Source organism: Bacteroides sp. GD17 (assembly GCF_038448625.1).
Taxonomy (GTDB): Bacteria; Bacteroidota; Bacteroidia; order Bacteroidales; family Bacteroidaceae; genus Bacteroides.
On sequence record NZ_JBCEZS010000002.1, the window covers coordinates 418,652 to 439,293 of the forward strand.

The window sequence follows — 20,642 nt, forward strand, 5'->3', positions numbered from 1 at the left end:
CGCTGTACTCCTTTTTTTGTGCCTATACCTCAAATACCGAACAGTTTCTTCAATCCTTTCATTTCAGATTTATCCTTTACTTCCAGAATGCTGATAGCATAGCCACCTCCCGGAGCAGCTTTTAACTTCAGAATCGTTTTCGGCGAAACAATACCTTTGCGAATGACATAAGCTTGGGGATTTGTTTTATAACCGGCATCCTTGGCATCGGCGTAAACAGTAGCAATGTATTGCTTGTCCGCATCCAGGAAATCAAGTTTCAGGGTGGAAGCATGTCCCTCTTCACCACTGGTGCAACCGATAAACCAGTTGTTCGTACCTTTAGCTTTGCGGGCAGCGGTAATGTAACGTCCCGGCTCGGCTTCCAGGTAACGGCTGTCGTCCCAATCTACGGCAACATCCTTGATGAACTGGAACGCATCCATGAAACGCTCGTAGTTCTCAGGAAGATCGGCAGCCATCTGGAGAGGGCTGTACATTGTTACATAAAGCGCCAGTTGGCGTGCCAGGGTAGAATTGACATGCGTATGGCTCTTCGGGTCCAGCTTGTTGATATCCATCTCGAAGATACCGGGAGTATAGTCCATCGGGCCACCTTGCAGGCGGGTAAACGGAAGTACCGTCGTATGCGAAGGCTTGCTTCCGGCAAAGGCTTCGTACTCGGTGCCACGGGCAGATTCGTTGCCTATAAGATTGGGATAGGTGCGGCACAGACCGGTGGGACGCACAGCTTCGTGGGCATTGACCATAATCTTGTGCTTGGCAGCTTCGGTCACGGCGTAAAGGTAGTGGTTGTTCATCCACTGTCCGTAATGATACTCGCCACGCGGAATGATATTACCGACATAACCGCTCTTTACGGAATTGTAACCATACTTGTTCATCAACTGATAGGCAGCTTCCATGTGACGCTCGTAGTTACGGGCAGAAGCGGAAGTCTCGTGATGCATCATCAGGCGTACTCCTTTGGAATGGGCATATTCATTGAGATACTTGATATCGAAATCGGGATAAGGAGTGACGAAGTCGAAAACATAATCTTTGGAATTGCCGAACCAGTCTTCCCAGCCCGTGTTCCATCCTTCTACCAGTACCTGGTCGAAACCATGTTCGGCGGCAAAGTCGATATACTTCTTTACGTTGGCTGTATTGGCGGGATGGATGCCGTTGGGCTTTACTTTGGAGTAATCCGTTTCGTCCAGCTTTACGGAAGGAAGGTCGAAGGTGTATGCCCAAGGCTTGCCGCCTGCAATCATCTCCCACCACACGCCTACGTACTTGACGGGCTTAATCCAGGAAGTATCTTCGTATTTGCAAGGGTCGTTCAGGTTCAGAATCAGGTTGGAAGCCAGTATGTCGCGGGCATCGTCGCTGACCATGACCGTGCGCCACGGAGTATGGCAGGGAGACTGCATATAGCCTTTGTTGCCTTGTGCGTCGGGTGTCAGCCAGGATTCGAAGACGAGGTTCTTGTCGTCCAGGTTGAGGTGCATGCACGAGTAATCTACCAAAGCGGCTTCGTGCAGATTGATGTACAGGCCATCGGCAGTCTTCAGCTGAAGGGAAGTTTGTACGCCGGTGGGTGAGAACTGCGTTTGCGAAGCGTTGCTGGTGATGGCTCCCTGCATCAGTCCGCGGATTTCGGAGAGTTTGGACTCTGTGTAGTCGTATTCCTGGGTATCGTAATCGCCGGGAATCCACCAGGCGGTGTGATCGCCGGTCATGACAAAACGGGTACGCTCCTCTTTAATGACGAAGTAAACCAGATTCTTCTGCTGCGGGAATTCATAACGGAATCCAACGCCATCATCATACACACGGAAACGGATGTTCATAAAACGATCGGTAGCGGGCTGCTTCAGTTCCACCAGCAATTCATTGTAGTGGTTGCGGATATCTTTCGTTTCGCCCCATACCGGTTGCCAGGTTTCGTCGAAGGTGGAAGTGGAAGTCTTTACAACTTCAAAGCCGTCCAGCAGACTGGTAGTGCCTTTTAATTCCAAACCCAACGTACTGGGGTTGATAACCGGAGTTTCTTTATAATCCACCTGATAGGTAGGTACTCCTTTCGCTAACTCAAAATTCAACTTCACCTTGCCCGAAGGAGACGAAACTCCTTCGGCTCTTCCAGCCAAAGCAAGAAGCAACAAGGCGGTGCTAAGCATTAATTTCTTCATAATGATATTTTTGTATTAATAGATAAATTCAATTATATGTTCCTTCCCGTCATCCGGCAATCTCAGCAAGCAAGTGCCTTGCTTCTTATCGGGACACCAAGCTGTCGTTGCAAACTCCGTATCCTGATTCCCGTTCAGCTTTTCGGCCGACGTCTTCTTGATTTTCTTACCATCTATGATTGCTCCCTTCGGCATCTGCCCGGCATAGATACGGAACATCAGATTCCGTTGCCCCGGCAGCGTATACTTCTCTCCTGCCCTTGCCCCAATCTTCAGGGTATATCCCTTCTCCGACGTCAGGCAAGCAACCGGGGTACGCATAAACTCTCCACGCAGATACCCCAAATCCGTACCGGCATCCTCATAAAGAGAGAAAGACGCTTCACTGCCCGTTGCTGCAGGAAATACTTCGAAGGTAAGCGGATAGACAGCCTTCTCATCCGTGTAGTTCATCACCGGCATTTGCGGAACAATGCTTCCTTTACGCACAAACATAGGGATTACATTCAGCGGAGCATCCACCGTAGCCCACTGCTCACCGCTATACTCAGTGCGCTTGTCGTTATAATCAATCCACGTTCCTTCGGGAAGATATACATTCTTGTTGCGTGCCCCCTTCTTTACCACCGGAGCCACCAGCAATTCACGACCAAACATAAACTGTGCATCCGTAGCAAACGTCTCCATATCCGACGGATATTCCAGGAACATGGGCCGCATCAGGGGCAAACCGGTGTCGTGCGCCTCGCGCGCGTACGTATATATATAAGGTAGCAGGCGATACTTCAACTCAATGGCCGCCTTCACATTCTTCTCAGCCTCTTCACCGAACAACCACGGTTCTACCGCCACATCGCCCTCGTGATGAATACGGCTCAAAGGATTGAAAGCTCCCATCTGCACCCAACGGGTATAAAGTTCTGCCATAGCAGGATAATCTTCTATATCTCCGCAGTAACCGGAAATATCGCAAGTAGTGAAAGGAATGATACCCAAACCGGCCGACAAAAGTACCGGAATCTGATTGGCCATCTGTCCCCAGCCTTGCGACACGTCGTCACCATTCCCGCTATCGCCCGTCCAACCGAACGTATAGCGTTGCAGACCTGCAAAGGCGGCACGCGTCATCTGGAAGACACGACGGTCGGGATTGCGTTTCTCGAACTGCTCCTTCACGACCTTGTCCCACGTAAGGCCGTACACATTGTGAATCTCATCGTGCATGCCCAGGTGATGCCGCATGACGAGGCGTTCAGTCTGTTCCTCATTGCTCCAGGCAGGTTCGCCCATATCGGTCCAAAAGCCGGAGATACCGTCGTCGATAGGTTTCTGCTGATAAGCTCCCCACCAGTCGGCTACTGCAGGAAGAGTGAAGTCCACCACTCCGCAATTGCCGCCCCACGGCCAGGGCATGTCGTAGCTTTTATTCGTAGTAGAGTCTTTTACGAAATAACCAAGGCGGTCTGCTTCGGCCCACTGCTCCTTGTTGGCTTGGGAGATGACGGGGTCTTGCGAAACAATGACTTTAAAGCCCATTGCCTTCAGGTCGGCAAGCATCTTCCGAGGGTTCTCGTAGTTTCCCTTGCGCCAGGCAAAGTCCTGCAAATACTGCGTCCAGCCGATGTCCTGATAGATGATATCGCAGGGAATGCCACGCTTACGGTAGCCTTCGGCTATTTCGTAAGACAGCTTCTCGTTGGTCAGCAAGCCACGGCATTGGGCAAATCCAAGTGCCCAGCGGGGAGGCATGATGGGCTTGCCGGTCAGCTCTACATATTGCTTCATGATTTCTTTGTAGTCCTTGCCGAAGATAAAGTAGTAGAGCATTTCTCCGCCGGGAGCTTCAAAGCTGTAATAGTCGCGGCTTTCGGTACCGAACTTGAACTCGGTCTTATACGTATTGTCCAGGAAGATGCCGTAGCGATAGCTGCTCATGAAGAAGGGAATGCTTTTATAAAGCGGGTCTTCGACGATGCTGTAGCAAGGCTTGTCGCTGTTCCACATCTTGTAGGATTCACCGCGACGGTCCAGTTTGCCGGTCTTCTCGCCCAGGCCGAAGAAGTGTTCGTCGCGGCGCAGGGTTTTGTACTCCAGCTTGCGTGGTCCGTCGCTGACGTGTCCCCGGTCGGCATAATCGCTGAACAGCAACTTCTGGTATTTATCGAATATCTGCAAGTTGAACGGAGCCTTGTTGACGCGGATGCGGAGCTTGGAGGTGAATATCTCGTAGCAGGCGTTCTGTTCGTCTACGCCTACAGTGCCTACCTCTTCCAGTTCTTCATTGATAACGGCAAACGAAGGATTGCTGCGTTCCAGCCTTCCATCCGGAGAGAACCAGATGCGCACTACCGACGGGCTGCACAATTGCAGTTGCACCGCCGAGCTGTCGTTCAGATGAAAAGTCACGGTTCTTCCCTGCAGGGAATAAGAGAGGCAGCTGCCCGTCACGCTTCCTGCATGCAGCTGCGGAGGGAAGAAGAGAAGAATCAAGAGGGGGAATAAGTATGTTTTCATGTTTTAATCTATTTACTTGTTTAGAAACCTTGTTCCGACGCTATGCCGGTTCAACTACAATCATCGTCCAATACCTCAGCATGGGAAGCGTAAAGCTGATAGCCCCGTCCTTCTGCTCGAACGCCAGCTCTTGCGAAGCACCGGCATGAAAATCGGGAGAAGCCACCCACACCTTGCTCACTTTCGCAGAAACGTTCAGCTTCAACGGCACATCCGATACCAGGCGCGGTTCGGGCATTGTCCCGTTCAGGTCGCGCCAACTCAGGTCATCGGCATTGAGGAAGTTCAGCAAATGGATAACTTGCTTGCCGTTCACATTCTTGGCATAGGCAGTGATGGCAGACTTCTGCGGGGGCCATACATTTAGAGATAAATTCCGTCCGGCATCCGTACAACTGATGGCAACGGAGATTTCCGCTTCCGTGTCTTTATCGCGAAGCAGATTCTGATAAGCGGTCATGAAATCGTAGTAGCGGACGATCGCCGTTTTCAGTGCATCGTTCATCTGCAAGGCGGTACTGGGGAAGTATTCACGGCAAAGCATGTGGTCGCCAAGTTCCAGGTGCGAACCGCCCAAAGCGAACATGACGGCATCGGTCAGCAATACACCCGGAGTATTGAACTCACCCGTGCTGTTGCCCGCTTTGTCGTAGTTCATATAGGCGGCAAAGACGGTCTTCAGTGCATGGTTGCCGTATTGATCGTTCGCCTTGATAATGGTGTGCAGGTCTTTGAAGCCGGCTTCATCGCCCCACACTTCGTTGTAAAGGAAGTCCACCTTGCCCGTACCTGCTATCTGCGAAGCGCCATAGCTGGAGACGGCATTCATCACCAGACTTTTATCGGGATGCTTCTGCTTCATGGCTTCGATGAAGGAGGCATAACCTTTGGGCAGGTTCACTTTGTTGCTGTTGTAGTCGTAGCGGTCGCCGCGGTTGCCAAGCTGGTCTATCTGATAGCCGTCGAAGTCGAAGTTGGCATATACGTCATCATTCCGCTGGGCTATGTATGCTTGCCATTCAGTATTGGCGGGGTCCAGCAAATAGATGTTGCTCTTCCAGCTCGAAGGCAGGTCGTGAGAGTCTTTGTCCGTGCGGCCTGTGTTCTTGAAGATGTACCACTCTTCCTTTACTCCGTCTGTGACGGCATCGCTCAATGCGCCGAAGGCGAGGTTGTAGAACATGGACTTCATGCCCAGAGCGTGCTGCGTGGCAATGTACTTCTTCACGACTTCGGTATAGACGTCACGGTTGGCAATGTCTTTGTAGACTTCTTCGAGGTGGTTGCGTACGCCGCCCAAGGGCCAGTGGTGCTTGTTGTGCCAGTCCTGAAACTGCACGCCGTTGATGTGGCAACGGTTCAGAAAGGCCATCTCGGCTTCAATCACTCCGTCGGCTTTCTTCGAAGCATCGAAGGTGGCGACAAAGCCATAGCGGGGGAAACGTGTCCAGTTGCTGGATACGTCTACGGCGATGGTGCCCAGAATGACTTCGGTGCCGTCTTCTTTGGTGCGATAGACATCGACCAGATAGCCGGTATAGTCGGTGGCAGGGGCAATCCAGGTCCAGGTGGTGCCGGAGGCGACTTGCTCGGATACGACTTTGTTCAAGGTCCGATAGCGGATCCTGGCACCGGCAGGCAGGGCATCGGCGGTGAAAGAGACGGCTTCGCCCGGTTTGTAGCAGGCTTTGTCGGTGGTGATGTTTACCGTCAGGTTCGAGGTGACGGGGGTTACGTCGGTTACTCCGCCTGTTTCGCCGCCACCATCGGGGATGGTACCTCCACCACCGGCATCATCATTGTCTTTGCTGCATGCTGCAAGGAAAAGAAGGGAAACCATTGCATAGAAAATCTTCTTCATATATTAATTACCTATTAAACTGTTGCTGAGACTTAAAGTTTTTAATCTTATAAACTATTATCTATTAAGCCCTTACAGTTTCCTGCCGTAGGAAACGCGCGTTTCTCCTTATAGGAACGACAGTTTCCAACCAATGGGAACGCCAGTTTCTCCTAATGGGAACGACAGTTTCCTATAATGGGAACGCGCGTTTCTCCTAATGGGAACTGTAGTTTCCTACAATGGAAACGGATGCTTCTCTTATAGGAAACTGTAAAGGCTTAATAAGCAATGGTTTATTGCTTCACTATCGAAATGGTTTCTTCTAACTGATTCAGCGTTATCTTATACGAACCTGCTGCCGTTATCTTCCACTTCTGATCGATGCCGCCAATCATTACATCCAAGTATTGCGCCTTGAAAGCATCATCCGCCTTATCGAGGAAGAGCAACGGTTCTACTTCTCCCGTAGGCTGCTTGTCGGCTTCGGCAGGCATGAACCAGGCACCGTTCCAGTCTTCCTTCTTGTCGCAAGTGAACTTCAGTTCACCGACATTCAGCGTGCCTTGCCAGGTAAAGACATACGGATCGGCAGTAGCTTGCATCGGAACGGCATCGCCAAGGGTCCAGCCGGCAGGACTGGCATCCCCTATCAAGTAAATCATCTCGTAAGGAGTAAATTCACGCATCATCATACGTTCTTTACCGTTGCGGATGTCTACGCAAATCTTGTAGGCCTTGCCGCATTCTTCGTCTTTCAGTACCCATTTGTTATCCGGGTCGAAGCCCTTTACAAACTCTACTTCGGTATCGGTGTAGGAAGCATCGGCATTCTTTGCCTTGTACATGTTTTCCCAACTTCCGTCGGCTGTACCGAACTTGAACTCTCCGCCCTTGCCTGCTTCGAAGAACTTGCTGAAACGGAACAAGTACGGATCGAGCACATCTTTCTTCATCGGTACAAATCCCCAGTCGGTGGCATTGCCGACGAAGTAGAGTTGATCGAAGGCAGGTGCCAGTGTTTCCGTCTTGGTCAGGGTCAGTACGCCGGTGAAGAGGTTGGCTTCTACTACGTAATAGTATTCTTCGTCGATGACGAACGGCTCGTCCGGCTGGTCATCGTTGGTGCGCAGGGTCAGTTTGCCGTCGGTTCCTTTGTTGTAGGACGGCAGGAAGGCGTCGGAGCTGATGATGAACTTGAACTCTCCGGCATTCAGCTTGCCTGTCCAGGTGAAGATACCGTTGTCCTTGCGGGTCATTTCCGTAGCATTGTCCAGGCTCCAGCCGCCTGGGGTTGCGCTGCCTATCAGGTAAAGAGTAGACGTCAAGGGCTTGTAGGCAGTGGCGCTGAAGGAGGTAGTGGCTACCTGCTTCTCATCGCGACCCGTTACAGAGGCCGTAAGGCGGGCTTCCAAAGAAATGTTCTCATTAGCCGTGGCACCGAAATGCTCACGAAGGATGTTGTTCAGTTCTTCTACGCTCTTCTTCCAGGAATATTCCTGCACGGCGTTCTCCAAGGCTATATATGGATTGGCAAAGCTGCTTCCGGCTTTGGCCAGTTCCAGGGTGTAAGAGATTTTATTGCCCGTTCCATAGTTGGTTCCCGTGGTCCAGGAAAGTTCCAGAGCGGCATCGGAGTGAGCCTGCTCGTTCAGTACGACTTCGGTGTTGCTGGTAGTAAGGGCAAGTTCGCTGTGTCCTTTGTCCAACTCCATATAATCATCGTCCACGCAGGCAGACAATGCCAGGCAGCCCAACAGGGCAAATACGATAGGTGATATATATTTTTTCATATTCTTCTGATTAAATTGATTAATAACCCGGGTTCTGTGTCATCAAAGCATTGGCATCCATCTCTGTCTGCGGGATGGGGAACAGCAAACGGTTCTTGTTCACGTTGCTCTTGCCGATGGATTGCAGGAAACTGATGGCGTACTCTCCGTTGTTGACACGAATCATATCAAACCAGCGGTGTCCTTCGAAAGCCAGCTCCATGCGGCGCTCGTGGATTATCTTCTCGCGCATGGCGTCTTGCGACAAGCCCGATACTTCGGGCAGTCCGGCACGCTTGCGCACGATGTTCAGAGGAGCGGCGGCCTGGTCGGGATGTCCCATCTCGTTCAGGGCTTCGGCTTTCTTCAGCAGAATGTCGGCATAGCGATAGACTACGAAGTTGGCGGGACTGGTGTTGTATTCGGGAGAAACTGTCTTTGAAACCAGGAACTTGCGGACATTGTAGCCCGTGTTGGAGTAAGAGCTTTTATAAGTCTTGCCGTCAAAGTCGGGACATCCTGCATAGAGCACCGTCAGGTCTTTGCGCTTGTCTCCGTTCTCGTATTGGCTTACAAACTCATCGGTCGGCTGGTTCCATCCGTAACTGCCTGCCACGAAATCGGAGTTACGCGGACCCATGAAGGTAGAGAGCCAGGAAGACTGCGGGTTGTTTCCCCAGAAGTCGTACTCCGTACTGCCCGAGTACTGTACTTCGAACAAAGACTCGGAACCGTTATTTATCAGCGCATCGAAGTTGTCTTCGTACTTGCAGGAAGAGAGGTCGTAGCCCAGACCGGTAATCTCGTCGCACAGGTCGGCTACTTCCCGGTAATACTCCGTATGGTTAGGGGCCAATGTCAGATAAATGTCTGCCAGCATGGCAAGCGCTGCATCTTTGCAGGCACGTCCCACGTTCTCGTCATTGTACGATGACTTGGCTGGAAGCAGGTCTACGGCATTCTTACAATCGGAAATAATCTGAGCGTAAGTATCCTCCAGGCTGGCGCGTGCTATGTCCGTCGGTTCTCCCGGATTGTAAGGAGCCAGGCGCAAAGGCACACCGCCGTAGAGACGTACCAGCACATAATAGTAGTGCGCACGAAGGAAGTAAGCCTCGCCCATGCAACGGTTCTTGACAGCCGCCGATACGGCTTCGGCTTGCGGAAGGCTGTTCAGCACAATGTTACACTGCCCTATGCCCACCCAGGGAGAACGCCACATGTAGAGTGCCATGCCGTTATCGCTCTGCGTGATGAAGTTGGAGGCTTGTATCGTTTCCAGCCCGTCCGTACCGCCACCGGCACCTACCAGACTGTTGCCGGCAACGATGTCCAGTGTCCAGATGCGCTGGTTGTACATATTGGAAGACTGAAGCGTACGGTAGCATGCATTGGTCAATGCAATGGCAACGTCGTCGGTCACCGCCGTTTCGGGGTCGACTGTGTTTTTGGGGGACTTATCCAAGAAGTCGCTGCATGAAGCCAGCAGCAATACTGCCAGCACATATACTAAGTTCGTTATCTTTTTCATATCCGAGTCAATCATTAAAAGTTAAAGTTTAATCCCACACTGAATGTACGGGAGATAGGATAACGGTTCTGGTCGATGCCGTTGATGCCTACCTCCGGGTCGAAGCCGGAGTAACCGGTGATGGTAGCTACATTCTCGCAAGAGACGGAAAGGCGTGCATTCTCTATCTGTACCTTTTGCAGCCATTGCTTGGGGAAGGTATAAGAGAGCGTGATGTTCTTCAGACGCAGGTAAGAGCCGTCTTCTACAAAGCGGTCGGACACACGTGCGTTCTGGTTAGGGTCGCCGAAGACGGCACGCGGCATGGAGTTGCTCGTTCCCTCTCCCCGCCAGCGGTTCAAGACGTCGGTAGTTTGGTTATACGCGGCAGCCATACCGATATTGTCGATATTATTGGCGTTATAGATTTTGTTTCCGGCGATGCCTTGCAGGAAGACGGACAGTTCGAAGCCCTTATAGGAAAGACTGTTATTCATGGAGAACAGCCAGCTCGGGTTGGGGTTGCCGATGACGGTACGGTCGCTGTCGTTGATTACACCGTCGTTGTTCAAGTCCTTGAAGCGGATGTCGCCCGGTTCGGCTCCCGGTTGCACGGCATGGGCGGTTACTTCGGCTTGATTCTGGAAGAGTCCGTCCGTGACGTAGCCGTAGAAGACATTGATGGGATAGTTCCTGGCAAGCATCGTTACGTAGGAGTTGTTGATCTGGTTGATGTAATAAGGTACATCGCTGTTCAGATCCTTAATCTTGTTCTTGTTGTAGGTAGCCGTCAGGTTGGTCTCCCACCCCAGTTCGCCGGTCAGGTTGATGGTGTGCAGGCTCATTTCCAAACCTTGGTTGCGTACCTTGCCGGCATTGGAGTAAGTGGTGATGGTATCTTCAAATCCCGAAGTGATGGGGATGGATGCCTTTACCAACATATCCCGCGTCTCTTTCAGGTAAGCATCGAGCGAGAACATGATGCGGGAGTTGAACAGAGAAGCATCAAAACCGATGTTGGTCTGTGCCACTTCTTCCCAATGGATGTAAGGATTGGCAAGCGTGGACGAAACCAATGCCGTCTGATTGCTGCTGGACGTTCCAAACGGATAGACGCTGGTGTTATAAGATGCCAGATAGCTATAATTGCCTACACTTGCCTGGCTACCGGTTATACCATATCCGGCACGTATCTTCAGGTCGTTGATGTAGTCGTTCTTCGGGAACCACTTCTCCTGCGATGCACGCCATGCCACGGATACGGAAGGGAATGTACCCCAACGGTGCTTCTTGCCGAAACGGCTGGAACCGTCGCGACGGATGGTTGCCGTCAGCAGGTAACGGTCTTCGTAAGAGTAGTTGGCACGTGCCATGTAAGAGAGCAAAGCCCATTCGGTTTCATTTCCGCCGATGGAGTACATTTCTTCGCCATTGTCCATCTCGTGCACGTTGTCGAACATAAAGACATTCTTCTGTGCATTCAGATAGTCGTTCGTATTCCATTGTGCGGACATACCTGCCATCAGGCCCACATGATGCTTTTCGGCAAAAGTATGGTCGAACAGGAAGTAGTTATCCCACAGATAGGTGAATGACTTATTGTCGCTCTTATAGCGCGAGCTTTCTTCGGTCGGAGTCGGTTTCCAATTGTATTTCGGAGTATAGTTATCAATAAACCAGAACTTAGCATCGTAGCCGAAAGTGCTTTTGAACTTCAGCCATTTGGTGAAAGTCAACTCTGCCGTCAGGTTGGCAAGGAAGTTATAGCCATCGGTTTGCCGCGTGTTCAGTTCTGTAGGTCCAATCGGATTGCGTATGCTACCATACCATTCGGAGTTGCCTTCGGGACCGCTCCAACTACCGTCTTCATTCTTCACCGGAAATACGGGAAGCGCTTTCAGTGCATCGCTGATATTATAATCACCGGCCTTCTTCGTATCGGCACTGAAAGTAATGTTATTGGAGAACTTCAACCACTTCAGCACTTGTGCGTCGCTGTTGGACTGGAACGTGAAGCGGCGGTAGTTTACGCTCTTCACAATACCCGACTGGTCGAGGAAACCACCGGACACATAGTAGTGGGACTTCTCTCCACCACCGGAGTAACTTACCGTATAGTTTTGCATAACGCCCGTGCGGAGCAACTCGTCCATCCAATCGGTACCTGCGCCCAACGTAGAGGGATTGGCCCATTCAGGATTCGGATTACGACCGCTGTTGGTCATCATATCGTTACTTAGTTCGGCATACTGGGCGGCATTCAATAAGGAAGGAACGTTCGTAGCATTCTGGAAGGAGCAGTTGGCAGACACCGACAGCTTTCCTTTGCCTTCGGTGCCGCGCTTGGTAGTAATCATTACCACACCGTTGGCACCACGTGAGCCGTAGATGGCCGTAGCCGAAGCATCTTTCAGGACATCCAGCCGCTCTACGTCGGCCATGTTCAGAGAGGTCAGCCCCAAGTCAGTAGGCACTCCGTCGATAACGACCAGCGGGTCGCAGTTGTTGATGGAACCCAAACCACGGATCTTGATAGATACATTATCTCCCGGCTTACCGGCGTCTACAATCTGCACTCCGGAGATTTTACCCTGTATGGCTTGTCCCAGGTTCGATACGGGAGAATCTTTAATGTCCTTGTTGCCGATGGAAGACACGGCTCCGGTAAGGTCGCTTTTCTTCATCGTACCATAACCTACTACAACGACTTCATCCAGCAGCTCGCTGTCTTCTGCCAAGACTACCTGAAGCTGCTTTTGCCCTTTCACGGGAACTTCCTGTGTCTTGTAGCCTACAAATGAAACAACGATAATGGCATTCGGAGATACGTTTAATAAGAAGTCGCCATCTACTCCGGTGATGGTTCCGTTGGTTGTGTTTTTCTCTACTACACTGGCGCCTATTACGGTTTCGCCGGTCTGGTCTTTCACTACACCTTGTACTGTAATTTGCTGTGCAAACATGCACATCGGAAGCAACATTCCTATCAGACAAGCCATGATGCGCAACCTGCTGATGGGTCTTTTGTACTTTTGCATGATATCAGATTTTAAAGTTAATAATAAAAAGATAAATCCTATGTGTCACTCTTTCGGAAGAGGAACAGTGCAAATGTATCTGATACGGAAAAGCAATACTAAGAGAAAGAGTGAAAAAGTAGTGGATTTAGCGATTTATAAATCATAAAACATTCATATAAAGCAATATAAGCAACAGCCATATTGTAGAAAAAGTAGTGAAAATATAAGCGTAATCAGGACACTTCTACACCCGAAAACGGGTATTTCAATCCTTTGTTTTCCCTATTTTCATCACTTCTTGTTCCAATTGCTCGCGGTCGCCGGCTGCTTTGTTACGAACCTTTGTACGGTAGTTGTAGATGGTGGTCACGGAGTAGCGCAAGAACTGGGCTATCTTTACGCTGTCTGTAATGCCCAGGCGTATCAATGCGAAAATACGGAGTTCGGTATTCATCCGTTCGTTGGGCTTCAAGGAAATCTGTTCATTCCCGGCAAGCAGGGCATTGAAGTCTTCGACAAAAGTAGGAAACAGTTGCAGGAAGGTATTGTCGAAGTTTGCATAGAACTCTTTCAGCTCTTCTTCTATGAACTTGGACGATTTTATGTTCTTATACAGTTCTTCTACATTACCGGTAGAAGCAATCTTGCCCAACGACCGGCGGTAGTTATCCATCTTCTCCAGATATACCGAACATTGGTCCATATACCGGCCGATATATTCTTCTTTCAGATAAGAGTTCTCGGCTATGCTATGATTGGCTTCCTTGAGCTGGCCGTTGGAACGATGCAGTTCTTCGTTCAGTTCCTTCAGCCGCTTGTTGGTGTCGATCACTTCCCTGCGGGCAGCCGCCACCCGTTTCATCTGTTTGTATACATAGAATATGGCAAGCAGCAAGAAGAGTGAAAGCAGGCTGATGGATATCAATGCCCACTTCATCTGCTCCTGTTGCTTTTCCGTCTTTTGCTGGTAGGCATCATTGATGATAGGGAATATCTCCAGAATCTCCAACTTGCGCAACCGGGCGTTGCAGGCGGCAGCATCTTCCATACAGATCTTCACATACGAATAGGCACGCTCGATGTCTCCTTCCTGATATAGCAATACAGCCAGCTTGCGCAAAGAGATGTATTCGCGGACAGCCGTCTTCATATCTGCCAGAGCAGAGACGATGAGATATTCCTTTTCTTTCTTCTTATCCCCTTTCAGACGGTAAGACTCCGACAAGGTGTAGGCACAGATTGCCACATCGTGCTCGTAATCGTTCTGCTGCGCCAGGTAGTCGGTGAGCAGACGGATGGCTTTATCGTACTCATTGCGCACATTGTACTGGTCGGATTGAATCAGGGTATGTATCAGCAGATTGTCTTTATTGACCACAAGCAACGAATCACGATACTTGTCGGTAAGTTCCGCATAGAGTTTCTTTTCATGCTCCGTTACGGCATAATCGGCCATCAGCCCATAGACAGTACGGTAGATGTGATAATAATATGGATGAATATCCCTGGGGAGTTGGTCTATATGGATATCCTTCATCAGGTCCAAAGCCTCTTTATACATGCCGGTCATTCCCATGATATCGGCTGTATTCATGCGGGCATTATCGATGTATCTCCGTTTGCCAAGGCGCAGGGCTATCTGTTCCCTCTCCTGTGCTACGCGCAATGCCGAATCGGTGTTGAACGAACGGTATTCGTCTTCCAGCGTACCCAGAATGGAATAACGTTCCTCATCCGGAAGATGCTGATGCAACTGTCTTTTCAGCTCATTCAGTTTATGCTCTTTCTGTTCCATATATATGGGACGCTCCTTTATTGCCTGGTCCAGCTTCAACAATAAAGAATCTGCCCGGCTGCCTTCAGCATGGAGACGAAACACGCATACAGTACAGATACACAAGAAGATAATAACTTTTTTCATCCGGATTTACTATTTAGTTTAAGGCTTTACTTTTCAAAAACTCTTATGCAAAAGTAATTAAATTACCCTAAAATCCTATCTTAGCAAACCTAAAAGCTTAGGAATAGGCCGATAAAAAAGCAAATGACAGATAAAAGTTTCAAAAGATTCGATTACCTTTACGGGAAATCAGAAGAATTGTATCACAAATAGCATTCAGAAACTATGGATATACGTACGTTTATTTCCAATTATCAGGAAGCATTCGGCGAACGTGCCGAATTACCTATCGCCTTTTGGTACTCAGACCAAGCGGAAGCACCGGCCGAAAAAGTAAACGGTTGCCTCTTTAAATGCATGAAGCAAGTCCGCGCCGGAAAGATTGTCAGCCTCAATAGTGAAACAATCACCTGCGGAGGTGGCAAGCTATATACCGGCTTTACGGATATGCCCGAACGTGTTCCGGGTTTCGTATCCCTTAAAGAGAAATACAAAAAGACGCCCGAAATGGTTGTCGATTTCATAAAAGAAACCCAAATACCAAGAACGGATAAAGCCTATCTGCACTTTGCCCGCATCGACCGGATCTCTTCTTTCGAAATGGTGGAAGGAATCTTCTTCCTGGGAACACCCGATATGTTATCGGGATTAGCAACTTGGGCGTACTTCGACAACAATGCCTCGGATGCCGTAGCAACTCCATTCGGTTCGGGCTGCTGCTCTATCATTACCCAAGCCGTTATTGAAAACAAGAAGCAAGGAAGACGGACTTTCCTGGGATTCTTCGACCCGTCCGTTCGTCCGTATTTTGAAACGAACGTGCTGAGTTTCACTATTCCGATGTCCCGGTTCAAGGAAATGTATCATACGATGCGTGACAGTTGCTTGTTCGGCACGCATGCCTGGGGGAAAATCAAAGAAAGAATCGAATCGGCTCAGATGGTCGGAACACCGGTCAAACCCTCCCCGATTTCATTCTCTATTCTTCCCGACATTCTTTTGCGCGAAGTCAGGATAGAAGATGCTGCGGCCATATATCATGCCATCGACACCCACCGTGATTATCTGAAGACATGGCTGCCATTTGTCGATAACCTGCATTCGGTAGCCGATGAAGAAAACTTCTTGAAGAGTGTCCTCTCCGCTCCTGCCGAACGGTACGAACCCGTATTCGGCATCTGGAACGACCGTAATGAAATCTGCGGATTGATAGGCTTCCACTTCTCCGACTTCGACAACCACCGCACGGAGATTGGCTACTGGCTATTGCCCGAATATCAGCATCGTGGCATCGTAACCACCGGTGTCCGCAAATTATGTCAATGGGCTGTAGAAGAGAAAGGAATGAAACGCATTCAGATCCGTTGTGCCACGGGCAATGCAGCAAGCAATGGCATTCCCATCCGCTTGGGATTCCTTCGCGAGGGAACAGAACGTGCCGGGGAGTTGCTTGCTTCGGGAGAATATGCGGATATACATGTATATAGTATCTTGAAGGAAGAGGTGCTGACGGAGCTCAACAGCCACAATAAGCAGGAGTACCCTCCTATGCATACTACCGAGCACATCATTAACCAAACCATGATCAGATTATTCAATTGTGGTCGCTCAGTCTCGGCACATATAGAACGGAAAAAGAGTAAGCTGGATTATCGCCTTACGGCCTGTCCTACCGAAGAAGAAGTGAAGCAACTGGAAGAAGCGGTAAATGAAGTAATTGCACAACATCTACCCGTCACAACAGAATTCATCAGCCAGGAAGAAGCGCAAGGAAGATTTGATTTGCAGCGCTTGCCGGAAGACGCTTCGGAAACAGTACGTGTCGTGAAGGTAGGAGATTACGACGAATGCCTCTGCATCGGAACACATGTTGCCAACACTTCCGAAATAGAAACCTTCAAGCTCATCAGTCACGACTGGGATGAAGAAAACAAGCGCTGGCGGATGCGTTTTAAACTAGTTTGAAATTCAATTAAAATTAATAAATAAGATAGTAAAAATGGCATTTATCAAGTAATTTAGTCACTATTCTTCTGACAAATCGTCAATAAAGTAAGTAGAATCCTATTGGCATGAGGTTTGCAATATAGTTAGTGAATTTATGTTTAACTTAAACGAATAGGAGACTATAACTATGATGCCAGTAAGAAGAACTCAGAATTGGTTACCGAGTATTTTTAATGATTTCTTTGATAACGATTGGATGGTAAGAGCTAACGCAACTGCCCCTGCTATCAACGTATTTGAAACCGAAAAAGAGTACAAAGTAGAGTTGGCCGCTCCGGGCATGACGAAGGAAGACTTCAACGTACACATCGATGAAGACAACAACTTGGTCATCAGCATGGAGAAGAAGGTCGAGAACAAAGAAGAGGACAAGAAGGAAGGTCGCTATCTGCGTCGTGAATTCTCATACTCCAAGTTCGAACAGACGATGGTTCTGCCGGACGACGTAGACAAGGAAAAGATTGCCGCTCATGTAGAAAACGGTGTATTGAGCATCGCTTTGCCCAAATATACCGAACAAGAAAAGGCAAAAGCCAAGAAATTCATTGATGTAAAATAAGGTAATTGGTAATTACAGAAATCCCCCGCTGCAATACAGTTTTGCAACGGGGGATTCTTGTATGTATTTGCTTCCGTTTTTTATTTCTTCTTTCCTTTCAGGAAACGGTCTGTCAACCACTTGCGTACCGGTTCGTCATACAGCTTCAAGCATGCATACGCCAGCACAAAGGCACCTACGAAAGTCAATATCATGTATGGAATGCCTTCGACCATCGTTGCATTGTTGTTGCACACCCAAGCCGTATAGGTATATACCAGCGGATAATGCGTGATGTAAATGGGATATGAAATATCACCCAGGAACTTGCATACAGTGGTAGAACGCTTGCCGGTCACCTTACCGCCCGCTCCCATAGAAACGATAATCGGGAAAATGCAGATGATGCAGAAGGCTTCATACAACCCGTTCATCCAATAACCGTCTTCACCACCAATACGGGGAACAGAAAGAATTACCACAATCAGCAGACTGCACCACCAGAAAGCACGCTTTTTGACACGTATCAGCCAGCCAAGGCGAGACAGCAGCAATCCGCCGAAGAACGGATACATCAGCCGTACAAATCCCACATATTGTTGTTCCCAGTTCAGGGCCCAACCGCCTACGATATCACCGGAAGGTGCAGTAAGGCAGCGGTATACCGTAAAGCAACCAGCCACCAACACAAGGATAGACAAAGCCACTTTATTGAACTTGCGCACAAACAGCGCATACAATATATTGCCGATATACTCATAGTAAAGTGACCATGCCGGACCATTCAACGGATGCATCTCCGTCCATCCACGAATATCGAACTTCAGCGGAAGAGGAAGCAAAGTGAAGCCCAGTAACATCACAAGCAGCATGTTGCCAATGGATGTATTCTCGATAGGTGGGAAACAAGGAGATTTCTGGAAATAAAAGAAGGCGGCTCCCACGATGCTTCCCATGATCACCATAGGATGCAGACGAATCACACGCCGTTTAAAGAAAGTACCGATACTCATCTTGTTCCAACGGTCGTCATACGCATAACCGATTACGAAACCCGAGAGCATAAAGAAGAAATCTACTGCCAGATAACCATGATTGATAATTTGATCCAGATGGCTGCCTCCGGCATGTGCCTCAAAAAGATGGAAGATAATAACCATAACGGCCGCCACGCCACGAAGCCCGTCAAGAATCTCATAATGCGGTTTCGAAGCAAGATAAGTGGTCTGTGTATTCATTTTGATATAAGATATTTGTTAATTCGCCGGCAAAGATAAAAGAATTTTTCAATATAGGGACGAATTAATATCATATAACGTGGAAAGTGGGATACGATGAATCGTTAATTCCGGTGTAGGTGAAAATATCTTTTCATAAAAAGAGCATAGGCTAAACTTAACAGCGCAATACAACTAAACAAATATATATACCCATATTCCCGGTAATGAATGTATGCTATGACTACTACTGCCTGCGTTATCATATAAATGCAAGATACCACTACATGAGGAACCTTCAACTCATTCGCCATGATCTGATACAAATGCTTCCGATGCGGTAAACCGATATTCTCATGAAGCATCAGCCGATGAATGATAGTCAGAACACTGTCAACACCATAAACAGCTAATAGGACAATCCAGCTGAAATCCTCAGTCTGAATGATCAGTTTACCAATCAGGAAAAGAAGAATGAAGGCAATACTCACAGAACCAACATCACCAGCAAAACATTTAGCTTTCTTACGGAAATTGAAGAAACAGAATACCAAGACAGAACAAAGAACCGTATAGATAAAGCCTTCTTCTACAAAAGGAATCATTTCTCTATTGATATAAGCCAGTGCAACAAGGATAACCAGAGAATAACCACCTGTGATGCCATTAATCCCGTCCATGAAATTATAAGCATTGATGATACCCGTACAAACTATTAACGCAACAATTATCCACCACCAGGATAAAGAGAACAATCCCCATTGATAGAACATCAAAGCCATAGCCGAGAAATGAAACAGCAACCGTAACTTCTGAGACGTAGATCGAATGTCATCCACAAAACTGATAAACGAAACCAAAGTCAATGCCAACATAAACCAAGAATACTCAAAACCGCTCGTCAGAAAATAAGCCAATGCTCCAAAATAGAAGATAATTCCCCCACCCCGAAGAGTTATCCTGGTATGAGAACTACGCTCATTAGGCTTATCGATGATATTACACCTATCAGCCACCCTAAAATAAAAAAGTTCTGCCAAGAAGAGCAGAACTAATACGATCAAATAATACATTCAAATAAAGAGTTTACATACCATGCCTATTCATCCGCACGGCAAATTGTACATTGTAAATTGTCAAATTGTAAATGACTCGATTGTCTTCTTTATCCCATCTTCTGCCCTTACAGGCATCCGTTCAATTCCCAAAGCAGCCTTAATCTTCGCATTACTCACCACATAGTTTTCCGTCAACTTACGCAAACGTTCCGTATTCAACGGTAAATGGAGTAAGGTGCCCAATCCTGCACAACCTTCCATCATACGCTTATTCATCTTCCAGATATGTGGCTTGCGCCCCAATACCTCACACATCAAAGCGATCAACTCATTCGTAGACAAAGCTTCATCATCACCCATATGATAAATGCCACTCGAAACATCCTTCGTCAGCAATCCCTCTATCACATAGCAAAGATTATCGATCGAAGTAAAGGATCTCCTGTTCTCAAAGTCACCCAAAGGCCAAGGAATACCTTTCTTCACCACATTATAAAGCAAATTCAGATTCCCCTTATTGCCCGGACCATGAATCATACAAGGACGCAAGATATACACCTGCTTATCCGAGTGTATCTCATTCTCCTCCTTCGGGAAGGAGGAGTACCCGCAGGGGGAGGTGGTAGGAAATAAAAAATGTTCCTTTATATAATCTTCCGCAGCAATCTTACTCTCCCCATAAGGTCCAACCGGTGTCGGTATCACCTCCTCCGTCAGCACATCCCCCACTACACTATCCGCAGCTGCTTTCACCGAACTAAAGAAAATAAACTTCTTCGCAGAAGATTCCAAAAAGAAATCAAATATCTTCTGAGTCAACCCAGTATTAATATCAAAATAAACCTGAGCAGCAGACTGATTCTTCGTATCATGGGCTTTTCCGGCCAAATGAATAATGGCATCAAACTTAGGAAGATTCTCCATCGGAACAGAAGCAGGCTCAATATCCTTCCAAGAAAAAGTCTGTATCACTCCCTCCTTTTCAGGCGCAACAATATCCAGCCCATAAAGGCTATGATGTTCCTTTAGGGCAATAACAAGATTGGAACCCACAAAACCGTGGATTCCTGTGATAAGTATGTTCATGGA

General features: G+C 48.4%; 12 protein-coding genes and 1 pseudogene. 3 read left to right on the top strand and 10 right to left on the bottom strand.

Annotation, left to right across the window (positions count from 1 at the left end; all coding sequences use genetic code 11):
• Positions 1-29: 29 nt before the first annotated feature.
• From AAE250_RS04960 to AAE250_RS04990, 7 genes are all read right to left on the bottom strand, one after another.
• On the bottom strand, positions 30-2,177 hold the full coding sequence (locus tag AAE250_RS04960) for a glycoside hydrolase family 97 protein (protein ID WP_294599047.1): 2,148 nt from the start codon (positions 2,175-2,177) through the stop codon (positions 30-32).
• A 15-nt stretch (positions 2,178-2,192) separates the two neighbouring features.
• Positions 2,193-4,691: a glycoside hydrolase family 31 protein gene (locus tag AAE250_RS04965; RefSeq protein WP_294599041.1), complete on the bottom strand. Its 2,499-nt coding sequence runs from the start codon at positions 4,689-4,691 to the stop codon at positions 2,193-2,195.
• 40 nt (positions 4,692-4,731) lie between these two features.
• Positions 4,732-6,552 (bottom strand): glycoside hydrolase family 66 protein, encoded by a 1,821-nt coding sequence (locus AAE250_RS04970; protein WP_294599038.1) that lies wholly within the window; start codon positions 6,550-6,552, stop codon positions 4,732-4,734.
• 275 nt (positions 6,553-6,827) lie between these two features.
• A complete protein-coding gene (locus AAE250_RS04975) occupies positions 6,828-8,324 on the bottom strand; it encodes a SusF/SusE family outer membrane protein (protein ID WP_294599036.1) in 1,497 nt (498 codons plus the stop codon).
• 19 nt (positions 8,325-8,343) lie between these two features.
• Positions 8,344-9,834: a RagB/SusD family nutrient uptake outer membrane protein gene (locus AAE250_RS04980; protein ID WP_294599034.1), complete on the bottom strand. Its 1,491-nt coding sequence runs from the start codon at positions 9,832-9,834 to the stop codon at positions 8,344-8,346.
• 14 nt (positions 9,835-9,848) lie between these two features.
• Positions 9,849-12,851 carry a SusC/RagA family TonB-linked outer membrane protein gene (locus AAE250_RS04985; RefSeq protein ID WP_294599031.1) on the bottom strand — a complete coding sequence of 1,001 codons (3,003 nt, stop codon included), beginning with the start codon at positions 12,849-12,851 and terminating at the stop codon, positions 9,849-9,851.
• A 247-nt stretch (positions 12,852-13,098) separates the two neighbouring features.
• Positions 13,099-14,754: a DUF6377 domain-containing protein gene (locus AAE250_RS04990; RefSeq protein WP_294599029.1), complete on the bottom strand. Its 1,656-nt coding sequence runs from the start codon at positions 14,752-14,754 to the stop codon at positions 13,099-13,101.
• A 204-nt stretch (positions 14,755-14,958) separates the two neighbouring features.
• Between AAE250_RS04990 and AAE250_RS04995 the strand changes: the two are divergent.
• The 3 genes and pseudogenes from AAE250_RS04995 to AAE250_RS05005 all read left to right on the top strand — a co-directional run.
• A pseudogene (locus tag AAE250_RS04995) lies at positions 14,959-16,137 on the top strand (GNAT family N-acetyltransferase); the annotation flags it as partial.
• Positions 16,138-16,281: 144 nt separating this feature from the next.
• Positions 16,282-16,698 (top strand): hypothetical protein, encoded by a 417-nt coding sequence (locus AAE250_RS05000; protein ID WP_294599102.1) that lies wholly within the window; start codon positions 16,282-16,284, stop codon positions 16,696-16,698.
• 169 nt (positions 16,699-16,867) lie between these two features.
• On the top strand, positions 16,868-17,299 hold the full coding sequence (locus tag AAE250_RS05005; RefSeq protein ID WP_294599026.1) for an Hsp20/alpha crystallin family protein: 432 nt from the start codon (positions 16,868-16,870) through the stop codon (positions 17,297-17,299).
• An 80-nt stretch (positions 17,300-17,379) separates the two neighbouring features.
• On the opposite strand, the gene AAE250_RS05010 is transcribed toward AAE250_RS05005, so the two are convergent.
• The 3 genes from AAE250_RS05010 to AAE250_RS05020 form a co-directional block, all read right to left on the bottom strand.
• Positions 17,380-18,516 (bottom strand): acyltransferase family protein, encoded by a 1,137-nt coding sequence (locus tag AAE250_RS05010; protein WP_294599023.1) that lies wholly within the window; start codon positions 18,514-18,516, stop codon positions 17,380-17,382.
• A gap of 104 nt (positions 18,517-18,620) precedes the next feature.
• The gene (locus AAE250_RS05015; protein WP_294599021.1) at positions 18,621-19,568 is read right to left on the bottom strand and encodes an MraY family glycosyltransferase; all 948 of its coding nucleotides are present in this window, start codon (positions 19,566-19,568) and stop codon (positions 18,621-18,623) included.
• A 63-nt stretch (positions 19,569-19,631) separates the two neighbouring features.
• Entirely contained in the window at positions 19,632-20,639 is a 1,008-nt protein-coding gene (locus AAE250_RS05020) for an NAD-dependent epimerase/dehydratase family protein (RefSeq protein ID WP_294599018.1), read from the bottom strand.
• Between the last annotated feature and the right edge of the window lie 3 nt (positions 20,640-20,642).